Below are 17,744 nucleotides of genomic sequence, written 5' to 3'. Positions count from 1 at the left end.
TTATGCTAGAAAAAATAACACCCCTAATTCTCACTTACAACGAGTCTCCCAACATTGATCGCACCCTTAAACAGCTTACTTGGGCTAAACGAATTGTAGTTATTGATAGCTACAGTACCGACTCAACCTTAGAAATATTGAAGTCTTATCCTCAAATTGAGATATTCCAACGAGAGTTTGATACTCATACTAATCAATGGAACTATGGTTTAGAACAAGTCACCTCAGAATGGGTTTTGTCTCTCGATGCGGATTATCAGTTAACAGATGAACTGATAGAGGAAATCAAAATGCTTTCTCTCAAGACTCAATTTGATAGTTATTTTGTGCGATTTAGATACTGTGTTTTTGGTCAACCACTGCGAGGAACGATACTTCCGCCCCGAGAGGTTTTATTTAAACGAGAAAAAGGCGTTTATATTGATGATGGACATACACAATTATTAAAAGTTCAAGGTAACTCAGGAATGTTATCTTCTTATATTAATCACGATGATCGCAAGTCTCTTAGTCGTTGGCTGTGGGCGCAAGATCGCTACATGATTATCGAAGCCAAAAAACTTCAAGAAACACCTGCATCAGAATTAAGTTTGAGTGATCGCATCCGACAAAAAATTATTTTTTCTCCTCTGATTATTCTTTTTTATTGCTTAATTTTTAAAGGTGGAATTTTGGATGGTTGGGCAGGATTTTATTATGCTTTTCAACGAACTTTAGCAGAGATTTTGCTGTCAATTCGGTTAATCGAAAGAAAAACAAACTCTTAACCCAAATGAGTAGAGATTTTATCGGAAATCGCTACAACTTTTTATCTTTATTTCATCGAACTTTATCTGAAATGGCAAGTAGACAAAATTTGCTATTTAGTGCTATTTTTTATGGCTAGATTATGATAAAATTACCATTTTTGTCTCGCCCAGACTGTTCCTTTCCACAGACTAATAAATAAAGCACTGGTAATCAAAGCCCCTAAATTCCATTTAATTGAACGCTTAAACAGGTTCTGGCGTTGGGTACTACGGGCTTGTTTGGCTCGAGTTGTGAGTTGTTGATCGCTATTTTCTACCACCGTTGATAGACGATTTTTTATATCTTCAAATTGCTGAAAGCTGTCAATTTCTGGGACACCTCCTTGAGGGTTTATCTGACTTAGTAAATCTTCCATTTCTGCCGGATTATTGACCGTTTTAAGTTGATCTTTAACTTGTTTAATCTGAGTTTGAACTTGATTTACCTGAGTCGATATTTGTTGATTGGCTTGACGATCAATTCTCAAAGTATTAAACAATCCCAAAGGAATCAGCAATAAAAATATAATTCCATAGAGTAAAGTCAACCAAGATAAAAAACTCACAACTGGAATTTCCCAACGATCTCGGGAATTGCGTTCACCAAAAAAGATTAAGACAAAACCGAGGAGAGGAACAGCTACTCGTTCTACTAACTGTCCCATTGTTTGTAATTCCCAAGAAGGATTCATAAAATCAGGCGGATACAAGATATCGATTACGTCAAATAAACTCAGAACTATAAATCCATATCCTACCCATCGAACGAGATTAATAGAACGTAAAAGACTAATATTAAAGCGTCGTAAAACTTCTATAGATTGATTAGAAGAAGAATGATCAACTTGAGTCATAGCTACTAAGAAAAAATAAAAAGTTGACTAAATGAGATCGTAAACCCTCTCAGTTTAAACTGGGAAAGTTAGCAGACCACCATGTATACCAGGAAAACCAAGCTTTCTCTAAGACTTGATAAGCTGCTTCTGGAGAATTATCTTCTAGAGGAATAGATAAGTTTGCCCACAAACAACCCCGTTGTCGTAGTTGTTTTTGTCCTAAAAACCAGGGAATAAAGCGATTCCATTCTAGGGTATAAATAGAATGATTTTGACTGTATTGTTTGCGGGTAAAGGTACTAATTCCCTTCGGGTTAATGCAAGCGCTGAGATAAGCTCGTTTTTCAGCAACGAACAGCCCATAAAAACCAAGGTTTTCTTGTTGACGTACTAGAGGAAATGATGGGGAAAGCTGGTATTTTTCAACAAGTCTCTCTACATTTCCTCCGGGAAGATAGCGCATTTCAATATTCAGAGTCAGATCATTCTGAATATATTGATAGCGTTGATCTGGCGTCTTAAATAAGGATTCTTCCTCGGGTTTTTCAAGAGTATAACTCGTGCTATTCCACTCAGATAATGGCACTTTTTCGGGTAAATTTATAGTTGTTTTGCTGAGAGTTTGAGTAGAAGATGCAAACACAACTCGGGCTAAAACTAAGATTACAAAGCTACCCGTAAAAGCTAACAGAGGAGTTCGCAGTTGATGCCAAAACTTCATCACTCATAACCCTCTATTTTATTTTCTTGGGGTTCCTGATTACTTTGTTGTAATAAAAACCAGCAAAATAACCCAAATAGCAACACAGCTATAATAGAAAAAACAAATGAACCATCGCGATGATGCCAATAATCAAAAGCTTCTGTATTATTCTGTGCAACTAAAATAGCCAACAACATCACCCGAAATCCATTCACCAAAAATCCTATACTTAAAGCCACGATTGGTACAAAAATTTTCTGTATCCAATTGGTTGGAAACATCAGCAGAAACAGTAGCGCTAAACCTGACAAATGAATCATGGTTTCGATACCCGAACACCCCGGATAAACTTCTACAGTTCCGGTTGGTAAACTGATATATACTCCATTAAGTTTGGCTTCAAAACCGGAATACCACAATATAAATGCAGAAAATTTTGCTGTAATTGGTGAAATATCAACAATCCAGGGTTCTAACAGGCGAGGAGCGCCAATAAAAAATAAAGCGACTAACTCAGTCCAATATTGTTTTAATCCCCGAAAACCAGAGGCGAGTAACCCCAGTCCTAAACCGGATAAAACGGGAATCAAATCAAAGAAGTTTCCCCCTAAAGGAATAGAAGCACTTCTTATCAAAATAACAGCAATTAGCAAAAAACCAACGAGACTCGCAAATACTCCGCTTTCGAGTTTTAAGTCATCGCGCCTTTGCCAAACTAATGATGCAACAGCAGACCAAAATAAAATGCTGGTGCCGATTGTATTAGGATTATCCGCTCTCCAAACTAACGTCAGATGAATCGCCATTAAGCCGGAACCAATGGTTAAAAGCCAGAATGGAGAGGTTTTGAGGCGTTGAAATAATACAGGATAAGTTGCATTCATAGCCATCAGCATTTATACCAAGAAAACCCCCTCACAGAGAGAGGATGAAGGGGGTATTCCCGGTGATTTTATCAATCAATTAGGCATCGGACTTAACTTTGTTTTGACGCTTGTCGTGTTGTTTTTTCATCAGAGTTCCAGCGCCGAGAGCAGATAAAGAACCCAAGATGGTAAAGGGTTCGGGAACAGGTTCAACTTCGATAGAACTGAGGAAGTAGCTATCGTTATTATCTGTCACTGTAAAATCGAAAACTTTACCCGTGATATTTAGTGATGTAAAAGTTCCCTGATCAGTACCTAAAAAATTACCGCCTGGAATATCAGCAGAACTGAATAAAACACCATCAACAATGAGTCTAACTTCATCATTGATTCTGCCAACAAGGGGTAAAGTAAAATCCCCAACTCCCGAAAAGCTTGCTGAAGTCAAAGTAACAATCTGATTAAAGTTTAATCGCAGAGTTTCGTCAAACCCTAATCCATCAATTTGAGGATTTTCAAGCGAACTGAGTCCACCTGAAAATTGAACCCCTAAACCGCTAGAACGTCGTACAACATTGCGATCGTTACCATTGCTGGAAAATCCAGTCGCAGTGTAGCCAATACCCCCAACGGTGTCAGAGATTGACGAAGTAGTAAGATTTGAACCTCCGAAGTTAATACTAACAGCAACGGCAGCTTGTCCTCCTGCGAGAGTCACAACAGTTGCACCAGTCGCCGCCATCAGAGCTTTTTTCACGAAATTTGCAGTGATCATTTAAGAAGTTTCTCCAAAAATTGAGTGTGACCATAGAGACACCCAGATGTTTTTTGTTTCAAATAATACTTTTGAGTTGGGTACCCAAGCGTGATTCGTGAATTGATATTCACTTCAGTCGCCTCAATTTACAGCGTTTTTAAAAATATTCAGGAATCAACCCCCTGTTTTTTACATTTCTAGGGGATTTGTGAAGATACTCAAGGGTTCAGCTTTACAAAACCCCCCCCTTTTGTAAAGATTAAGTTGATCCCCAAAAATAATCGCCTCAATTCCGAGAGAATCAAAGCGATCGCGTGTTAAAACTACTCTAGAAGCGATGAGATTTAATCTTGGTTCTGGTCTTGGGAACGATGCTTTTTGAGAAGCGCCCCCATTCCTAATGCAACTAACGAACCTAAAATCGTCATCGGTTCAGGAACAGATTGAATTTCTACATTGTCCACCAACAAACCCGAGGGGAAGAAATCATTACTGTCATCCACATCTACAACCCCAATTCCTAATAGATAGATTCCTCCTTGAGTGAAGGTGTAGGAAAAGGTTTTGTATCCGGTTTCTGTATCAAAGATGGTATTCGACGGATTGGCTAAACCAGAAGTATCCCCAATTTTTAGGACTGTACTTCCAATGGATACAAACGCCAAGTCATTGAACGTTTTCTCATTATTATCAAATATAGTTTCATTGGAGAGAAAATTCCAAGAAAACCTGAGAGTCTCTCCCGCTCGAACGGTGAGCGTTTGTTTGATTGCTGAACCTTCAACAACCTGAGCCGATAACAGAGTATCTAGACTCCCTAGAGATAAATCTAAGAAAGATTCCAAATCGGTATCTGTAACCGAGCCGTATTTACTTGTAATTAAGGCTTGAAACTCCCCTTCAGTCGAAGTTACACCATAAGTATTTGTGACAATGCGAGTGTCACCAATGGACATCCATTCAGTAGAGAAATCACCCGTCTCAAAACCACCGTTGAGGACGATAGCTTGAGCCGAATTCTCCAATCCAAACAGGGCTGCAAAACTAATTAAACTAGCAACACCTGCGGTTAGAGTTGAGTGGTAGATAGAAGCGATGGGATTGAACATGAAATTAATTTCTCCAGGAGTTGAATCCAAACTTTGGAGCTGTTGTCAAAAGCAATTGCTTATTGGGTGACTCAGAAAGAGGGGGATAGGATTAAATTCAACAGATGAATGGGAGTTTGTTGAGAAAATCCTTACTCTGTTATTACGAGTAGAGATTCAATCCAGCACTCAAATCATTCTGGTTCATTTTACAGAATGTGAGAATTTTATCAGGAAAAATTTGAGCGATTTTACGTAATCTTATTACTTTATTGGTAAAATAATAAACTGGCTTTAAATAACCTCCTCTTAATCCAAAGTTGAGTCAAAATTTAACTCAGATCAGAGCAATTCGTCTTCCTCTGATCGACAGATACCGAACCCAGAATCAATATAACTCCCCGATCTAACTTAGCATCAGTTACTATAATAGTAAAACTGCGAATTTATGAAGTGGTTTCAGCGCACACAATCACCCTACCATTGGATTATCTGGGCTGGCTCAATTCTGCTTCTATTTCTGATCAGCATTATTCCCGTCCAACTGGCGATCGCTCACTATCAAGCCCCAGAACCCCAAGCCATTTTCACCCTGGGGGGAGGATCGGCTCGAGAACTGTTTACCGCTCAATTCGCCCAAGCGAACCCCGACTTAGACATTTGGGTGTCATCTGGAATTCCCCGTGAACCTGCAATGGATATTTTTCGCGCCGCAGGAGTCCGGGATCGTCGGGTTCACCTCGATTATCTCGCGGTGGATACGGTAACAAATTTTACCTCAATGGTCGATGAGTTCAAACAACGGAATATCCAACATATTTACTTAATTACCTCAGATTTTCATCTCCCTCGCTCCCAAGCGATCGCCACGATTGTACTCGGAAGTCAAGGAATCACCTTTACCCCAGTTGCTGTTCCAACTCCTGAAAAAGAAGAATCCTCCTTACGGATCTTGCGGGATATGGGACGTTCTATTCTGTGGGTGATCACAGGGCGAACCGGAGCAAGTCTGAACCCTAGAGTAGCAATGACTCATGCGTTTAAACCAATACACGACTGGAACCTACACTCCCGGCGCACCACTATTCCAACAACTTCTATGGTTCTTTCTCGGCGATCCCCTCGTTCGTAGCCGACTCCTCCCATTTTCAGGCTTGAAAGTCTTAATTTTGCGTTGGTTTGGTGCGAAAATCGGTCAAGGTGTACGGATCAAGCCCGGAGTTCGGATCAAGTTTCCCTGGCGTTTAACCGTTGGGGATCATGTTTGGATTGGTGAAAATGCCTGGATTGATAATTTAGCCCTTGTGACGATTGAAAGTCACGTTTGTCTGTCTCAGGATATTTATTTGTGTACGGGAAACCATGATTGGAGTGATCCCCATTTTCAACTGATCACCGCCGAAATTTATATTGAACAGAGGAGTTGGATAGCAGCCCGAGCCGTTATTGGGCCAGGAGTCCGAGTCGCTCAGGGTGCAATTTTAGGGCTAGGAAGTGTAACCGGACGTTCTCTCGCAGCGATGACAATTTATGCCGGAAATCCCGCTCAACCGATTAAAAAACGAACCATTCGAGAAGCTGTTCCAGAAATGATTCAAAACACTTCCGAATCTCTCACCCCCAATTCCAAATTCTCTGTTGCTGAGTAATCCGGATATGAAATGACAATTTTGTATAAAGGAATGGAAATCGTGCAACCTTGACACTCTTCATTTCCCCACACTATGGTATTTTTTTATCCTTATGGGGTTGCCTTCATTCTTTCTATCCTTATTGTTCTCTTAAGTACACCGCTTGTTCGATCAATCGGTCTGAATACTGGATATTTTGATCATCCTGGAGAACGAAAAATTCACGACCAGCCTATTGTTCGTTTGGGTGGAATTGCAATCTGTTTGGCAACCCTATGTAGCTGTTTGATTGTTGGATTATTTGATGATTTTACCCGTTTACCTCCCGTCAAGATCTTAGAATTTTGGGGAGTCATTGTCGGCGGATTTTTATTTTTTCTGATTGGATTAATCGATGATTTGTCCGATTTATCTCCCTTTACCCGATTAGGATTACAATTTGGCGTTGCCAGTTTAGTCTGGGTTGTTGGAGTTCGGATTGAATTTTTACCCATTCCCGGATTAGGATTGATCCCTTTAGGTCTTTTGAGTTTACCGATCACTATTATTTGGTTAGCCGGAGTGGTGAATGCTATTAACTGGATGGATGGTTTAGATGGACTCGCCGCAGGAATCTCAGGAATTTCAGCTTGTATCATGCTGGTGATTTGTTTATTTATCAATCAACCCGCAGCCGCTTTAATTGCTATTGCTTTAGCCACTGCAACTCTAGGATTTCTTCGCTATAACTTTAACCCCGCTCAAATTTTTATGGGAGATGGAGGGTCTTATTTTATCGGATTTACACTCGCGAGTTTGGCTGTGATTGGATTGATGAAAACCTCTGATTTTAGTCTCGTTATTCTTCCCTTTCTGATCTTAGTCGTTCCTATTTTAGATATGTTAGTCGTGATTATCGCTCGACTTTCCGATGGTAAATCCCCTTTTTATGCGGATCGACGTCATTTGCATCACCGACTACTCAATCGAGGTTTATCCCAACGATTAACCGTTCTATATATCTATACATTGACGTTATGGGTTGGATGTTTAGCTCTGGCAATTATTGGAATTCCAGGTGGGATATTTTATGGAGTCGGAGCCACCGGATTACTTATTTATATGAGTCGAAATTTAGGAGAACACAAACAGCTTACTTCAGTTGATTAATCATTATTCAGACCTTGCTTGCATTAAATAAAGTTGATGGGATTGTGATTACGGATATCTAATTAATCATCCTTTTTAGACACCACTAACCTAATCAGTGGGATAATAGAGAATTTATTTTTTTGTGTTCACAAAATGGAGAGTGTTTTTACAAAAGCTTTACATAAAATCAGGTTAACTTTACAAAAACCCCTATAACTTTTTTGATAAAAGAGACTACAATCAATCAGAGTAAAAACAACTGCTTAGGCTGAGTGATTAAACTGAGTGAATGCAGCTAAGTTATAAGCATTGTACAGATTGATGAAATAACTATTTCCCCAGGGCTTTCTATCTTTCCTTAAATTTGTATTGATTACTTGCTGAATCTCAAGCAATAGATGAAGTCACAGATTACTTAATCTTCTATTGCTCAAGTTTTTAGTTTAATATTTGTATGGAATGGTTTCAAAAAACAACTTACCGCCTCTATCTTTGGACTGAATTAAATTGTAGATATTTTCAGTAAACCTTTGATTATAAGTTGATAATAGATAATATAAATCTATCGAAAGATAGAGGTTTTTAGCATTAATTGACATCTGTTTTTAATCAAAAAACTGTTATCAAGTATACTGTTTAAGCTGAAAAAATTAATCAAGAATGTATTCTATTTTTTATAAAAAAGTCATTAAAATCTTTTCATAAAACCTTCGACAATTCCGGATGTTTATTTTAATTATTGTAAAAAGGGTTAACAATTGATTGCATCCTATTTAGCTAAATCTATCTAAGCTTTTAGTTATGATCAACGAATCTACAATGTCTAAAATACATCTGGGAAAAGTGAAAACTGCATCCATTCAAACGGATAAAACATCAGAAACATCTACTACTTTCCACAGTTCTCAAGTCAGTCAACTTTCAATTATTACTCAGTTTTATCCTCCAGACTATGCCGCAACAGGACAACTGATTGCAGAACTAGCCACTCAACTACAAAGCTTAGGAATGCGGGTAAAAGTCTTTACAGGACAGCCTGGATATGCCTTTCAAAATAGCAAAGCTCCTCAAAAAGAAATAGATAAAGGAGTACATATTCAGCGAACCCGAACCACTCAGGTTTGGTCAAAAAGAATTAGAGGGAAAGCTCTAAATGGATTATTTTTTTGCTTTAGAGCAGGTCTACACTTGCTCAGAAGTGTTAACCGTTCAGAAATTTTATTGCTGACAACAGCACCACCATACTTAACAATTTTGGGTTATTTAGCTCATCTCTGTTTTGGTCAGCGTTATGCTTGTTTATTGTATGATTTGTATCCAGATGTCGCTGTAGAACTCGGCTTAATTTCCTCCAAAAATCCATTGGTTAAATTTTGGGATTGGATTAACTGTAAAGTTTGGAAAAGAGCCGACTCAATTATTGTACTCAGTTCAACCATGAAAGATAGAATCATAGCTAAATGTCCTCAGATTGAGCATAAAATCAATGTGATTCAAAACTGGGCGGATTCTAAGTTTATTAAACCCCTGAATAAAACCGAAAATTGGTTTGCCCGGGAATTTAACCTACTGGAAAAATTTACCGTATTATATTCCGGTAATATGGGTCGATGCCATGACATGGACACCATTATAGAAGCTGCTGTCGAATTACAAAATGAACCGATTCAATTTGTCTTCATCGGTGGCGGTGCAAAGCAAGAAACTTGCATGAAGAAAGTACAAGAATTAAGATTAGACAACTGCGTGTTCTTACCCTATCAAGACAAAGCCGTATTACCCTATTCTCTAACTGCTTGTGATCTTTCCTTAGTCAGTGTCAGTGAAGGAATGGAAGGAATTGTAGCCCCCAGTAAATTTTATGGAGTCTTAGCCGCAGGACGTCCGGTTGCAGTTGTTTGTGAATCCCATTCCTATTTACGTCAACTGCTGGAAGAAGCAAAATGTGGTGCTGCATTTGATAATAGAGATGGGACTCAACTCGCTCAGTTTATTCGTTTACTCGCATCTGACCCTCAATTAGCAACTCAAATGGGTAATGCGGGTCGTCAATATTTAGAAGCGAAGTTGACTCCTGAAATTATTGCTCAACAATATTTTACCACCTTATCAAAGGTGAAAGCTTACAATTGATCGATTCACTGCCAACATGATTTTCCTCTATTGGGTATTCAGTTTGTACAAACTTCATGCTGAATACCATTTCAATTTCATCGCTACAATCAGAAAACGTTCTCATTCTCCTCTTTTAAAGTTGATTAATATTGTGAGATTGCCAGACAACTTAACTCAGATAAGCAAGATCAACTGCTAAAGCTTGAGCGGCATCTTGCAACAGTTCAATATCCGATGGCAACCAAGAACGAGAACTCTCACAATGATGAGCAATCAACAATCCCCATAATTGCTGATGATCCAACAAAACAGGAACGACTAAATTTGCTCTCACTTCTATACTCCGCAAAAAATCTTTATGACAATCATGAATTGGTTCTACTTCTACATCTGAAATCGCTCGTGTTCGACCTGCAATATATAACGCGGCATATTCATCATTAAAACATTCATCCGCTCCCGTTGAACCATAAATTGACCATTGGGGATGACTTAAAGCCTCAAACGTGACTTGTCCTTCCCATTGACGATAAAAATAATACAGTACAACCCGATTGACTTGTAGCTTCTTGAGAAGACGATTCAATGTTTCTTGTACGACAAAATCTCGTTTCCCATTAGCTTTCAAACGCTTATTAAACTTTTCTAACTCAGGATCACTTGAAGGATACAAAACTCTATTCGGGTTATTATCAGAGTTCAATTTTTGATTTGACATTATTGTAAAGTATGAGATCAAGTTGTTCTGATCTGAGTTTACATAAGTCAACAGTGTTTTACCCAAATTTTAAACAAAGCTTTAATTTTTCCGAAAAAAGAGAGCCAGTGATCGAGCTACACCCTCCGAGACCGCTAGAAGACAACAGTATACCCAAGAAAAAACACATCCCCTCAAAAAGAAGATGCGTCTGATAGAATTCAATAATCACGTTCAATTCATACCTTTATTTGAGGTAGCACTCAACTTGAGATTTACTCAAAAGGTGCAGGTACAACAAACAAAGTAATATTTTCTTTCTTGACAATATGAACAATAGTTCCGGGTCTGACGGTGGTATTCGTTATACAGCGAGCATTCCACCAAGTCCCCCGAAATTTGACTCGACCTTGACGATAAGGTTGGATTTCTTCAGAGACAATACCTTCTCCTATAATTGTAATCGGTTGAGAATCACAAGGCGTTGTGTGGATTTTATTACGAAAAAACATTGTTCTATCTCCCTTGCATAAATCTAAAATCAGCCTATAGAGGAAACCTTTTGAACTTATTCAGCTTGTAAGGTCTCACAAAATTTGTACGGTAGTTCTTCTAACAGTGCGAATAGCTTTCTACTTAACTATCACTTTACCCTGGTTATTTTATGGAAGAAATTCAAGTTGTTTAAGTTCCGAAAGTGGAACCTCCTAACCTGACCGTAGAGATCACTGTGACTTCCTGACGGTAATCTAGTTCAGGTCTGCTTTAAAAATCCAGGTGGACAATACTCCATAGGAATTGAAAGCACTGTCCTCTATAGAATCTGTAATAGCATTGGATCGACAACGATGAGAGCAAATCCGGAATAAATTGAATTTCAGTTCTCTCTCCAGATGATTTCTGGTATCTCTATATACAGTATGAACCTAAAAAGCTGATTGAATTCCAGTTCTCAAAACCAGTGATTTTAAGGACAGATCACATTTCGTCCACTCCAGTGCAATCGATTCTCGCTTTCCTGCTCATTATCTTTTGAAGAATATGCCTGCTCAATATATTTTGTTTTATAAACCTTATGACGTTTTATGCCAATTTACCGATAACGATCCGACAACCCCCCGCCGGAAAACCCTCAAAGATTTTATCTCGATTCCTGGGGTTTATCCCGTCGGACGATTAGACCGCGATAGTGAAGGATTATTGCTTCTCACTAATCAAGGCAAAATTCAACATCGTTTGAGTCATCGCAAATTTAGTCACCCTCGAACTTACTGGGTTCAGGTGGAACACATACCGGATGAAACCGCCTTGAATACTCTGCGATTTGGTGTGAAAATCAAAGACTATCAAACTCGCAGCGCTCAAGTGCAGTTACTCCCCACTGAACCCGCTTTACCTCCTCGTGATCCGCCCATTCGTTTTCGCAAAACTGTTCCCACCGCTTGGCTAGAAATTACCCTCACCGAAGGTCGCAATCGTCAAGTACGTCGAATGACCGCAGCCGTGGGATTTCCAACTTTGAGGTTAGTTCGAGTGGCGATCGCTGATTTCCGTTTAGACGGATTAAAACCCGGTCAATGGCGAGACTTAAGTTCAATTGAAGTGCAGAATTTGTATCAGTTAACCGACGTTTCCCCTCCAAAAAAATAACAAATTACAGGTTAAGGAATACCTGCTTGTTGAAAAAGTTGTTCGGGGATCAGTTCTAAGCCTTCCAAAATTGAGTCAACAATCGGTGCAGTTCCTCGCTTGATTTCCGGGGGTGCATCGGGATAAAAAATCGTAATACTTTGATCTTGGGGATCAATTATCCAAACTCTTAAAACTCCCGCTTTAATATAATCAACCGCTTTCTCGCTCATCCTCCCAAAACTTTGTTCGGGCGAAATAATTTCAATCGCTAATTCCGGTGGAACTGGACAAGCAACATTCTCTATCCAATCCGCATTTAAGCGATCGTAGGAAATATACAGTAAATCCGGCACCGGAACCCAGTCTTTTTCCCCACGTTTCAACTTCACTGACCACTCAATCCCGACTCGACCTCGATTTTGATGACCCTGTTGAAGTAAAATAAATAAAAGACCTGTGAGTGAGGAATGAAAATATTTCGGTGACATTTTAGCTAGAGCTTCTCCGTCAACGAACTCATAGGTGATATCATCTTGAGGTAAAGCTAAAAATTCTTCCAGTGTTAGGCGGTTCTGTGTTTGAACAGTCATTTATTTAAACTCCGAACCCACAAATTAGTCTCATTTTAGCGAAACAGAAAAGACGACGAAGCAGCAAAAATCTTCAACCCATCCCTTATCATATTGAAAAGAAAAACCATTAAACTTGAGTTAATCCTGTGAACTTTCAATCCGTCATTGCCACTTTACATCAATTTTGGAGCGATCGCGGCTGTTTAATCGCCCAACCCTACGACACCGAAAAAGGGGCGGGAACCATGAGTCCTCATACCTTTCTACGGGCGATCGGCCCTGAACCCTGGTCTGTCGCCTACATCGAACCCTGTCGCCGTCCCACTGATGGACGTTATGGCGAAAATCCGAACCGTTTTCAACATTATTATCAATACCAAGTCTTGATTAAACCTTCTCCTGATAACATTCAAGAGGTTTATCTCGACTCCCTGCGATCGCTGGGAATTCAACCTGAAGATCATGATGTGCGGTTTGTTGAAGATAACTGGGAATCTCCCACCTTAGGCGCCTGGGGAGTCGGTTGGGAAGTCTGGTTAGATGGAATGGAAATTACCCAATTTACCTATTTTCAACAATGTGGCGGAATCGATTGTCGTCCTGTTTCTATTGAAATTACCTACGGACTGGAAAGATTGGCGATGTATCTTCAAGACGTCGATGCCATGACGAAAATTGCCTGGACAGATACGATTAATTATGGGGATATTTATCTTCAGGGAGAAGTCGAACATTGTACCTACAATTTTGAAGCCTCGAATCCTGAGTTACTGTTTACTCTCTTTAGTTTGTATGAACAAGAAGCCCAACAATTAATCGACAAAGGATTAGTTTTGCCGAGTTTAGATTATGTATTGAAATGTTCTCACAGCTTTAACCTCTTGGATGCCAGGGGGGTGATTGCTGTGACCGAACGCACTCGTTATATTGGCAGAATTCGCAATTTAGCTCGACGAGTCGCTGGGCGGTATTTAGAACAACGAGAAACTTTAGGATTTCCTTTGCAAAAATCTGTTTAATTTACACAATAAAAATAGAGTTTAGGGCGCGGATTTTGCGCCCCTTGTTTTTAGCCATGAATTTGATCTCATTCTCAAAATTAAGTTCTAAGCTCGATGACTAGACACTAAACGAATTAAAGATAATGTTGCTGCATCTGTAATCAACTCTTGCAACATTTTACCCATTTTTTCAGGCGGCCAATGCCAACCACTTTCAGTCTTTTTCCCTATGGGCGGAAGAAATTTGAGAACGTAAGCGATCGCCTGGTTTTTATCAATAGATTGGGTAATCTCGCCCGGAAGGGTTCTCAGTTGAAGTTCAATTTCTTGAGCAACCCAGGATTCAAGAGTTTGGCACTCTGGTAGAATAGATTCGGCAAACACTTTACTCATTAGACAGGTATGGGGTTGAGATGAATTGACATTCATCAATGTACAGAGGGCGCAGATCAACTTGCATCTGTCAAAAGTACATATGGCTTACATTTTGACGCTTATGCAATTTTGACCGTCAGATCACAAAATAGACCTCTATCCTGAGAAGAAAGTTCCCCCCATCACAGTCATAAATATTACTCAGTTCTCAAGCCGATTTAGGCTTCTGGAGTTTCCGTAGAATGACTCTCTAGAGTGACATCTTCATAGAGATCAGCCAAGGACACGGTTAAATTCAAACTTTGGAGTGGAAAAGTTCCTTCGGTGGGGGTATAGGTTTTAAAAATCCATCCCCCTTGTTCGTGGCGTTGAAAAATTTCTACTCGTTGATGTTTGGTATTTACTAAAACATATTCTTCCAAACAGTCTAAGGTTTGGTAGTCGTTGAATTTGTCGCCTCTATCAAAACCTTCGGTACTCGCAGAAAGCACTTCAACAATTAATTTAGGAAAGCGTTTATAAGTCGAAGTTTCTTGATCTCGGGCGTCACAAGTGACCAGAAGATCGGGATAATAGAAACAGTTGCATTCTTCGAGACGGGCTTTGATATCGGCAAAATAAACACGACAGTTTGTTCCCCGTAGATGACTGCGAATCAAGGTTGCGAGGTTTAAAGCAATCGTGTTATGGGTGTCAGTGGTTCCCGCCATTGCGTAGACTTCTCCATCAATGTATTCGTGTTTGATGGGGCTTTGAGTTTCGAGTTTGAGGTATTCTTCTGGAGTTAGAGAGTGATGCTCAAAAACAGCAATCATCGTTTTAGTATTCCTAAATAGAGTTTTGGACAAGTAAAAATTAAGGCTTGTGGGATATCTTCATCTTTACTCAGAGCGATCGCATTGATAGAAAATAAAAGAGTCGCTATAGATAATAATAGGCTAGATTTTGTTCTTCGGGTAAAATCTAAGCATAAACTTTTTGAGGAATGAAAGGATAACTACTTTTCTGATTGCATAGTGTTTCCGCAGAAGTTGGAGGAAGTTTACTATGTATTTGGAGGTTTGACGACAAGTCACGTTTCCCTCAAGTCATCAGATTTTAGAGTCGTTCTTAGGAGAGTTACTATAGAAAGAGTTCTATAACGGCTTCGAGACGACCTTACTCGATCAAGAGTCCGACTCCCGTTGCTTGTTCCCTTTTGCCTTTTAAGATCACTAATTGACTACAACTGAGATAGGACTGTTTATATAATCACTTTATTCGAGAATCATAGAAGTGAAAACAGCAAAAACCATGAATATCAAACAAATTTTACCGTTAGGATTTGGAGTTATTATTTTAATCGTGAGTCTGAGTAGCTTAATTACACTGAATAGTACCTCAACTTTAAAAGAGTCTTCAGACTGGGTTGCTCATACTTATCAAGTGCAATCGATGTTAAGAGGTTTAGAAAAAAGTTTAGTTGATGCTGAAACCGGACAACGAGGTTTTATTATTACAGGAGAGGATGAATTTCTCGAACCCTATAATCAGACCGAACAGAATTTAGATGATGACTTTGATCAGCTCAGTGACGAAATCTCAGATAATCCTGAACAACTTGAAAGACTGGCTAAACTTGAAGAATTAGCTCAAGAAAAACTCGCGGAACTGCAACAGACGATTAATTTAAAGAAAGCCGGACAAGATGAAATAGTTTTAAATATTGTGCTTTCCAGTCAAGGTAAACAAATTATGGATAATATTCGGATAAAATTAGCGGAGATGATTGCAGTTGAAAGTGATCTTCTCAGCCAAAGACAAGAACGGACTCAACTCGATTATCAATTAGTAAATTTAGTCTCTTGGATAGGATTAATCACTATTTTTATCGTCGGTCTCCTCGTCTTGCTTTTGATTAATAAACTCGCAATTCAACCGATTAATACCGTTGCCAATACAATTGCAATTTCCGCTCATGAGATTGCTACAGCTATTGAACAACAAGAACGCACGGCTTTAGGACAAGCGGCTTCGGTTAATACAACCACGACAACAATGGATGAATTAGAGGCATCTTCACGTCAATCTGCCGAACAAGCAGATGCGGCATCTGATCAGGCACAACTTGCCCTTCAAGCAGCAGAAAATGGAAATCGTACCGTTTCCCAAACATTAGAAGGTATGGATCAAGTAACACAAAGCGTTAAAGAAATTGCAGACAAAATTACTAGATTGAGTGAAAGAACCAATCAAATTGGTAATATTTCTCTGATTGTTAGTAACTTGGCGAGTCAAACTAATATGTTAGCACTCAATGCTGCGGTAGAAGCAGTTAGAGCAGGAGAACAGGGTCGAGGTTTTTCGATTGTTGCTTCAGAAATTCAAAAATTAGCAGATAAAAGTAAAAAATCCACTGAAGAAATTAATACTTTGGTTGATGAGATTCAAAATTCAATTCGTTCTACAGTAATGGCAGCAGATGAAGGTAAAAAAACAGTAAACTGGAGTATGAGCATGACCCAAAATACAACTCAAGCCTTTGTCGGTATTACGGATACGATTAATACAGTTGTGATGTACAATCAACAAATTTCTCTCAATGTTCAACAGGAAGTCATCGCTATTAAACAAGTCGTAGAAGCAATGGAAAGTATTAATCAAGGAGCGAAAGAAACTGCACTGGGTATTCGTCAAACTCGAATTGGAACTGAAAATTTAAAGCAGGTTGCCGAGCAACTTAAAACGATTGTTTGAGTCTGAAACTCATCGCCATCAAGCACCCATTCCTGAGTATTGTCTTAATCCTTTTCGCCATAACCAACGATTCAAGATAAATATTACAATCCCCCAACCTAACATTACTATTAACCCTCGCCCAATGTTGGTTGGTAGTCCCACTAACACCGAAGCTGGAAAATTGACTAAGTAGGGAAACGGTGTCCACAGAACAATTTCTCGCAGGGTTGGGGGAAACATTTCTAAAGGGGCGATGACTCCAGATAGGAACAAATAGGGTAAAAACCAGAGTTCCTCTAAGGCGGATGCTCGTTCAGTCCAAAATGCAGCTAAGGCTAAGGTATATTGAATTAAAAATCGTAAGCAAAAAGCAACTAAAAGAATTAAAAGAAAGATTAAAGTGGTACCCAAACTCGGTAGCCAAAAGGCTTGGGGATAGAGGGTAAAAAATAGTAATATCAGTCCGATAATAAAGGGAAATCGGGCAAATCGTTCGGCGATATGCGAGAAAAAATGATGCCAAACGGGATCGATGGGTTGAAGTAATCGCGGTGAAAGTTTCCCTTGAATGACTTCTCGCTCAAAATCCCAAATCACCCAAACTACATTCGATTGTCGAACTAAAAAAGCAGCAAGAAAATAACGCGCAAACTGAACCGGTTCTAGGGCGAGTTCCTGAGATTGAGCCGCTTTGACCCAAATTCCCATGACAATAAAAGGTAATGAACCTGATAATACCCATAAAAAGAGTTCAGCCCGATACTCTAACATATAGGCATAATAAGTCGTGAGTAAAGTTTTGGCAGTTTTCCACATTTTTAAAGCTAATCTTGA

The 17,744-nt window shown here is 39.2% G+C and carries 19 protein-coding genes; 8 read left to right on the top strand and 11 right to left on the bottom strand.

Annotated elements, in window-relative coordinates; all coding sequences use genetic code 11:
- Positions 1-2 precede the first annotated feature (2 nt).
- Positions 3-767: a glycosyltransferase family 2 protein gene (locus tag M595_RS07945; protein WP_023065628.1), complete on the top strand. Its 765-nt coding sequence runs from the start codon at positions 3-5 to the stop codon at positions 765-767.
- A gap of 131 nt (positions 768-898) precedes the next feature.
- Here M595_RS07945 and hpsJ-A read toward each other — a convergent pair whose 3' ends face one another.
- The 5 genes from hpsJ-A to M595_RS07920 form a co-directional block, all read right to left on the bottom strand.
- Positions 899-1,642, bottom strand: a complete 744-nt coding sequence (gene hpsJ-A / locus M595_RS07940) for an HpsJ-like protein, cyanoexosortase A-associated (protein WP_023065604.1) — start codon at positions 1,640-1,642, stop codon at positions 899-901.
- A 49-nt stretch (positions 1,643-1,691) separates the two neighbouring features.
- Positions 1,692-2,345, bottom strand: a complete 654-nt coding sequence (locus M595_RS07935) for a cyanoexosortase A system-associated protein (RefSeq protein WP_040483768.1) — start codon at positions 2,343-2,345, stop codon at positions 1,692-1,694.
- Positions 2,345-3,223 (bottom strand): cyanoexosortase A, encoded by an 879-nt coding sequence (crtA, locus tag M595_RS07930; protein WP_023065633.1) that lies wholly within the window; start codon positions 3,221-3,223, stop codon positions 2,345-2,347. Before crtA ends, M595_RS07935 begins: the two co-directional genes overlap by 1 nt.
- 67 nt (positions 3,224-3,290) lie before the next feature.
- On the bottom strand, positions 3,291-3,968 hold the full coding sequence (locus tag M595_RS07925; RefSeq protein ID WP_023065632.1) for a PEP-CTERM sorting domain-containing protein: 678 nt from the start codon (positions 3,966-3,968) through the stop codon (positions 3,291-3,293).
- 326 nt (positions 3,969-4,294) lie between these two features.
- Positions 4,295-5,059, bottom strand: coding sequence for a PEP-CTERM sorting domain-containing protein (locus M595_RS07920; protein ID WP_023065641.1), 765 nt, complete (start codon positions 5,057-5,059; stop codon positions 4,295-4,297).
- Positions 5,060-5,486: 427 nt separating this feature from the next.
- Here M595_RS07920 and M595_RS07915 point away from each other — a divergent pair, with 427 nt between their 5' ends.
- The 4 genes from M595_RS07915 (at position 5,487) to M595_RS07900 (ending at position 9,933) form a co-directional block, all read left to right on the top strand.
- On the top strand, positions 5,487-6,170 hold the full coding sequence (locus tag M595_RS07915; RefSeq protein ID WP_023065627.1) for a YdcF family protein: 684 nt from the start codon (positions 5,487-5,489) through the stop codon (positions 6,168-6,170).
- Positions 6,073-6,687 (top strand): WcaF family extracellular polysaccharide biosynthesis acetyltransferase, encoded by a 615-nt coding sequence (locus M595_RS07910; RefSeq protein WP_052001725.1) that lies wholly within the window; start codon positions 6,073-6,075, stop codon positions 6,685-6,687. The genes M595_RS07915 and M595_RS07910 overlap by 98 nt, the downstream gene beginning before the upstream one ends.
- A gap of 75 nt (positions 6,688-6,762) precedes the next feature.
- Positions 6,763-7,818 carry a glycosyltransferase family 4 protein gene (locus M595_RS07905; RefSeq protein WP_023065653.1) on the top strand — a complete coding sequence of 352 codons (1,056 nt, stop codon included), beginning with the start codon at positions 6,763-6,765 and terminating at the stop codon, positions 7,816-7,818.
- An 801-nt stretch (positions 7,819-8,619) separates the two neighbouring features.
- The gene (locus M595_RS07900; RefSeq protein ID WP_023065618.1) at positions 8,620-9,933 is read left to right on the top strand and encodes a glycosyltransferase family 4 protein; all 1,314 of its coding nucleotides are present in this window, start codon (positions 8,620-8,622) and stop codon (positions 9,931-9,933) included.
- A 151-nt stretch (positions 9,934-10,084) separates the two neighbouring features.
- Here M595_RS07900 and M595_RS07895 read toward each other — a convergent pair whose 3' ends face one another.
- Both M595_RS07895 and M595_RS07890 read right to left on the bottom strand, forming a co-directional pair.
- Positions 10,085-10,633, bottom strand: a complete 549-nt coding sequence (locus tag M595_RS07895; protein ID WP_040483767.1) for a GAF domain-containing protein — start codon at positions 10,631-10,633, stop codon at positions 10,085-10,087.
- 254 nt (positions 10,634-10,887) lie between these two features.
- The gene (locus tag M595_RS07890) at positions 10,888-11,124 is read right to left on the bottom strand and encodes an NfeD family protein (protein ID WP_023065659.1); all 237 of its coding nucleotides are present in this window, start codon (positions 11,122-11,124) and stop codon (positions 10,888-10,890) included.
- A gap of 529 nt (positions 11,125-11,653) precedes the next feature.
- On the opposite strand from M595_RS07890, the gene M595_RS07885 reads away from it, so the two are divergent.
- On the top strand, positions 11,654-12,262 hold the full coding sequence (locus M595_RS07885) for a pseudouridine synthase (protein ID WP_023065592.1): 609 nt from the start codon (positions 11,654-11,656) through the stop codon (positions 12,260-12,262).
- Positions 12,263-12,273: 11 nt separating this feature from the next.
- Here M595_RS07885 and M595_RS07880 read toward each other — a convergent pair whose 3' ends face one another.
- Positions 12,274-12,834, bottom strand: a complete 561-nt coding sequence (locus tag M595_RS07880; RefSeq protein WP_023065611.1) for a Uma2 family endonuclease — start codon at positions 12,832-12,834, stop codon at positions 12,274-12,276.
- A 128-nt stretch (positions 12,835-12,962) separates the two neighbouring features.
- Between M595_RS07880 and glyQ the strand changes: the two genes are divergently transcribed.
- Complete coding sequence (gene glyQ / locus M595_RS07875; protein ID WP_023065613.1) at positions 12,963-13,835, top strand: glycine--tRNA ligase subunit alpha; 873 nt, start codon at positions 12,963-12,965, stop codon at positions 13,833-13,835.
- Positions 13,836-13,922: 87 nt separating this feature from the next.
- On the opposite strand, the gene M595_RS07870 is transcribed toward glyQ, so the two are convergent.
- Positions 13,923-14,210, bottom strand: coding sequence for a hypothetical protein (locus M595_RS07870; protein ID WP_152983545.1), 288 nt, complete (start codon positions 14,208-14,210; stop codon positions 13,923-13,925).
- Between the two features lie 200 nt (positions 14,211-14,410).
- Positions 14,411-15,007, bottom strand: a complete 597-nt coding sequence (locus M595_RS07865) for a Uma2 family endonuclease (RefSeq protein WP_023065640.1) — start codon at positions 15,005-15,007, stop codon at positions 14,411-14,413.
- Between the two features lie 478 nt (positions 15,008-15,485).
- Between M595_RS07865 and M595_RS07860 the strand changes: the two genes are divergently transcribed.
- The gene (locus M595_RS07860) at positions 15,486-16,928 is read left to right on the top strand and encodes a CHASE3 domain-containing protein (protein WP_023065642.1); all 1,443 of its coding nucleotides are present in this window, start codon (positions 15,486-15,488) and stop codon (positions 16,926-16,928) included.
- Between the two features lie 18 nt (positions 16,929-16,946).
- On the opposite strand, the gene M595_RS07855 is transcribed toward M595_RS07860, so the two are convergent.
- A complete protein-coding gene (locus tag M595_RS07855) occupies positions 16,947-17,726 on the bottom strand; it encodes an ABC transporter permease (protein WP_023065581.1) in 780 nt (259 codons plus the stop codon).
- Positions 17,727-17,744: the final 18 nt, after the last annotated feature.

The organism is Lyngbya aestuarii BL J, assembly GCF_000478195.2.
Taxonomy (GTDB): domain Bacteria; phylum Cyanobacteriota; class Cyanobacteriia; order Cyanobacteriales; family Microcoleaceae; genus Capilliphycus; species Capilliphycus aestuarii.
This window is presented reverse-complemented; position numbering and strand designations above follow the sequence as displayed.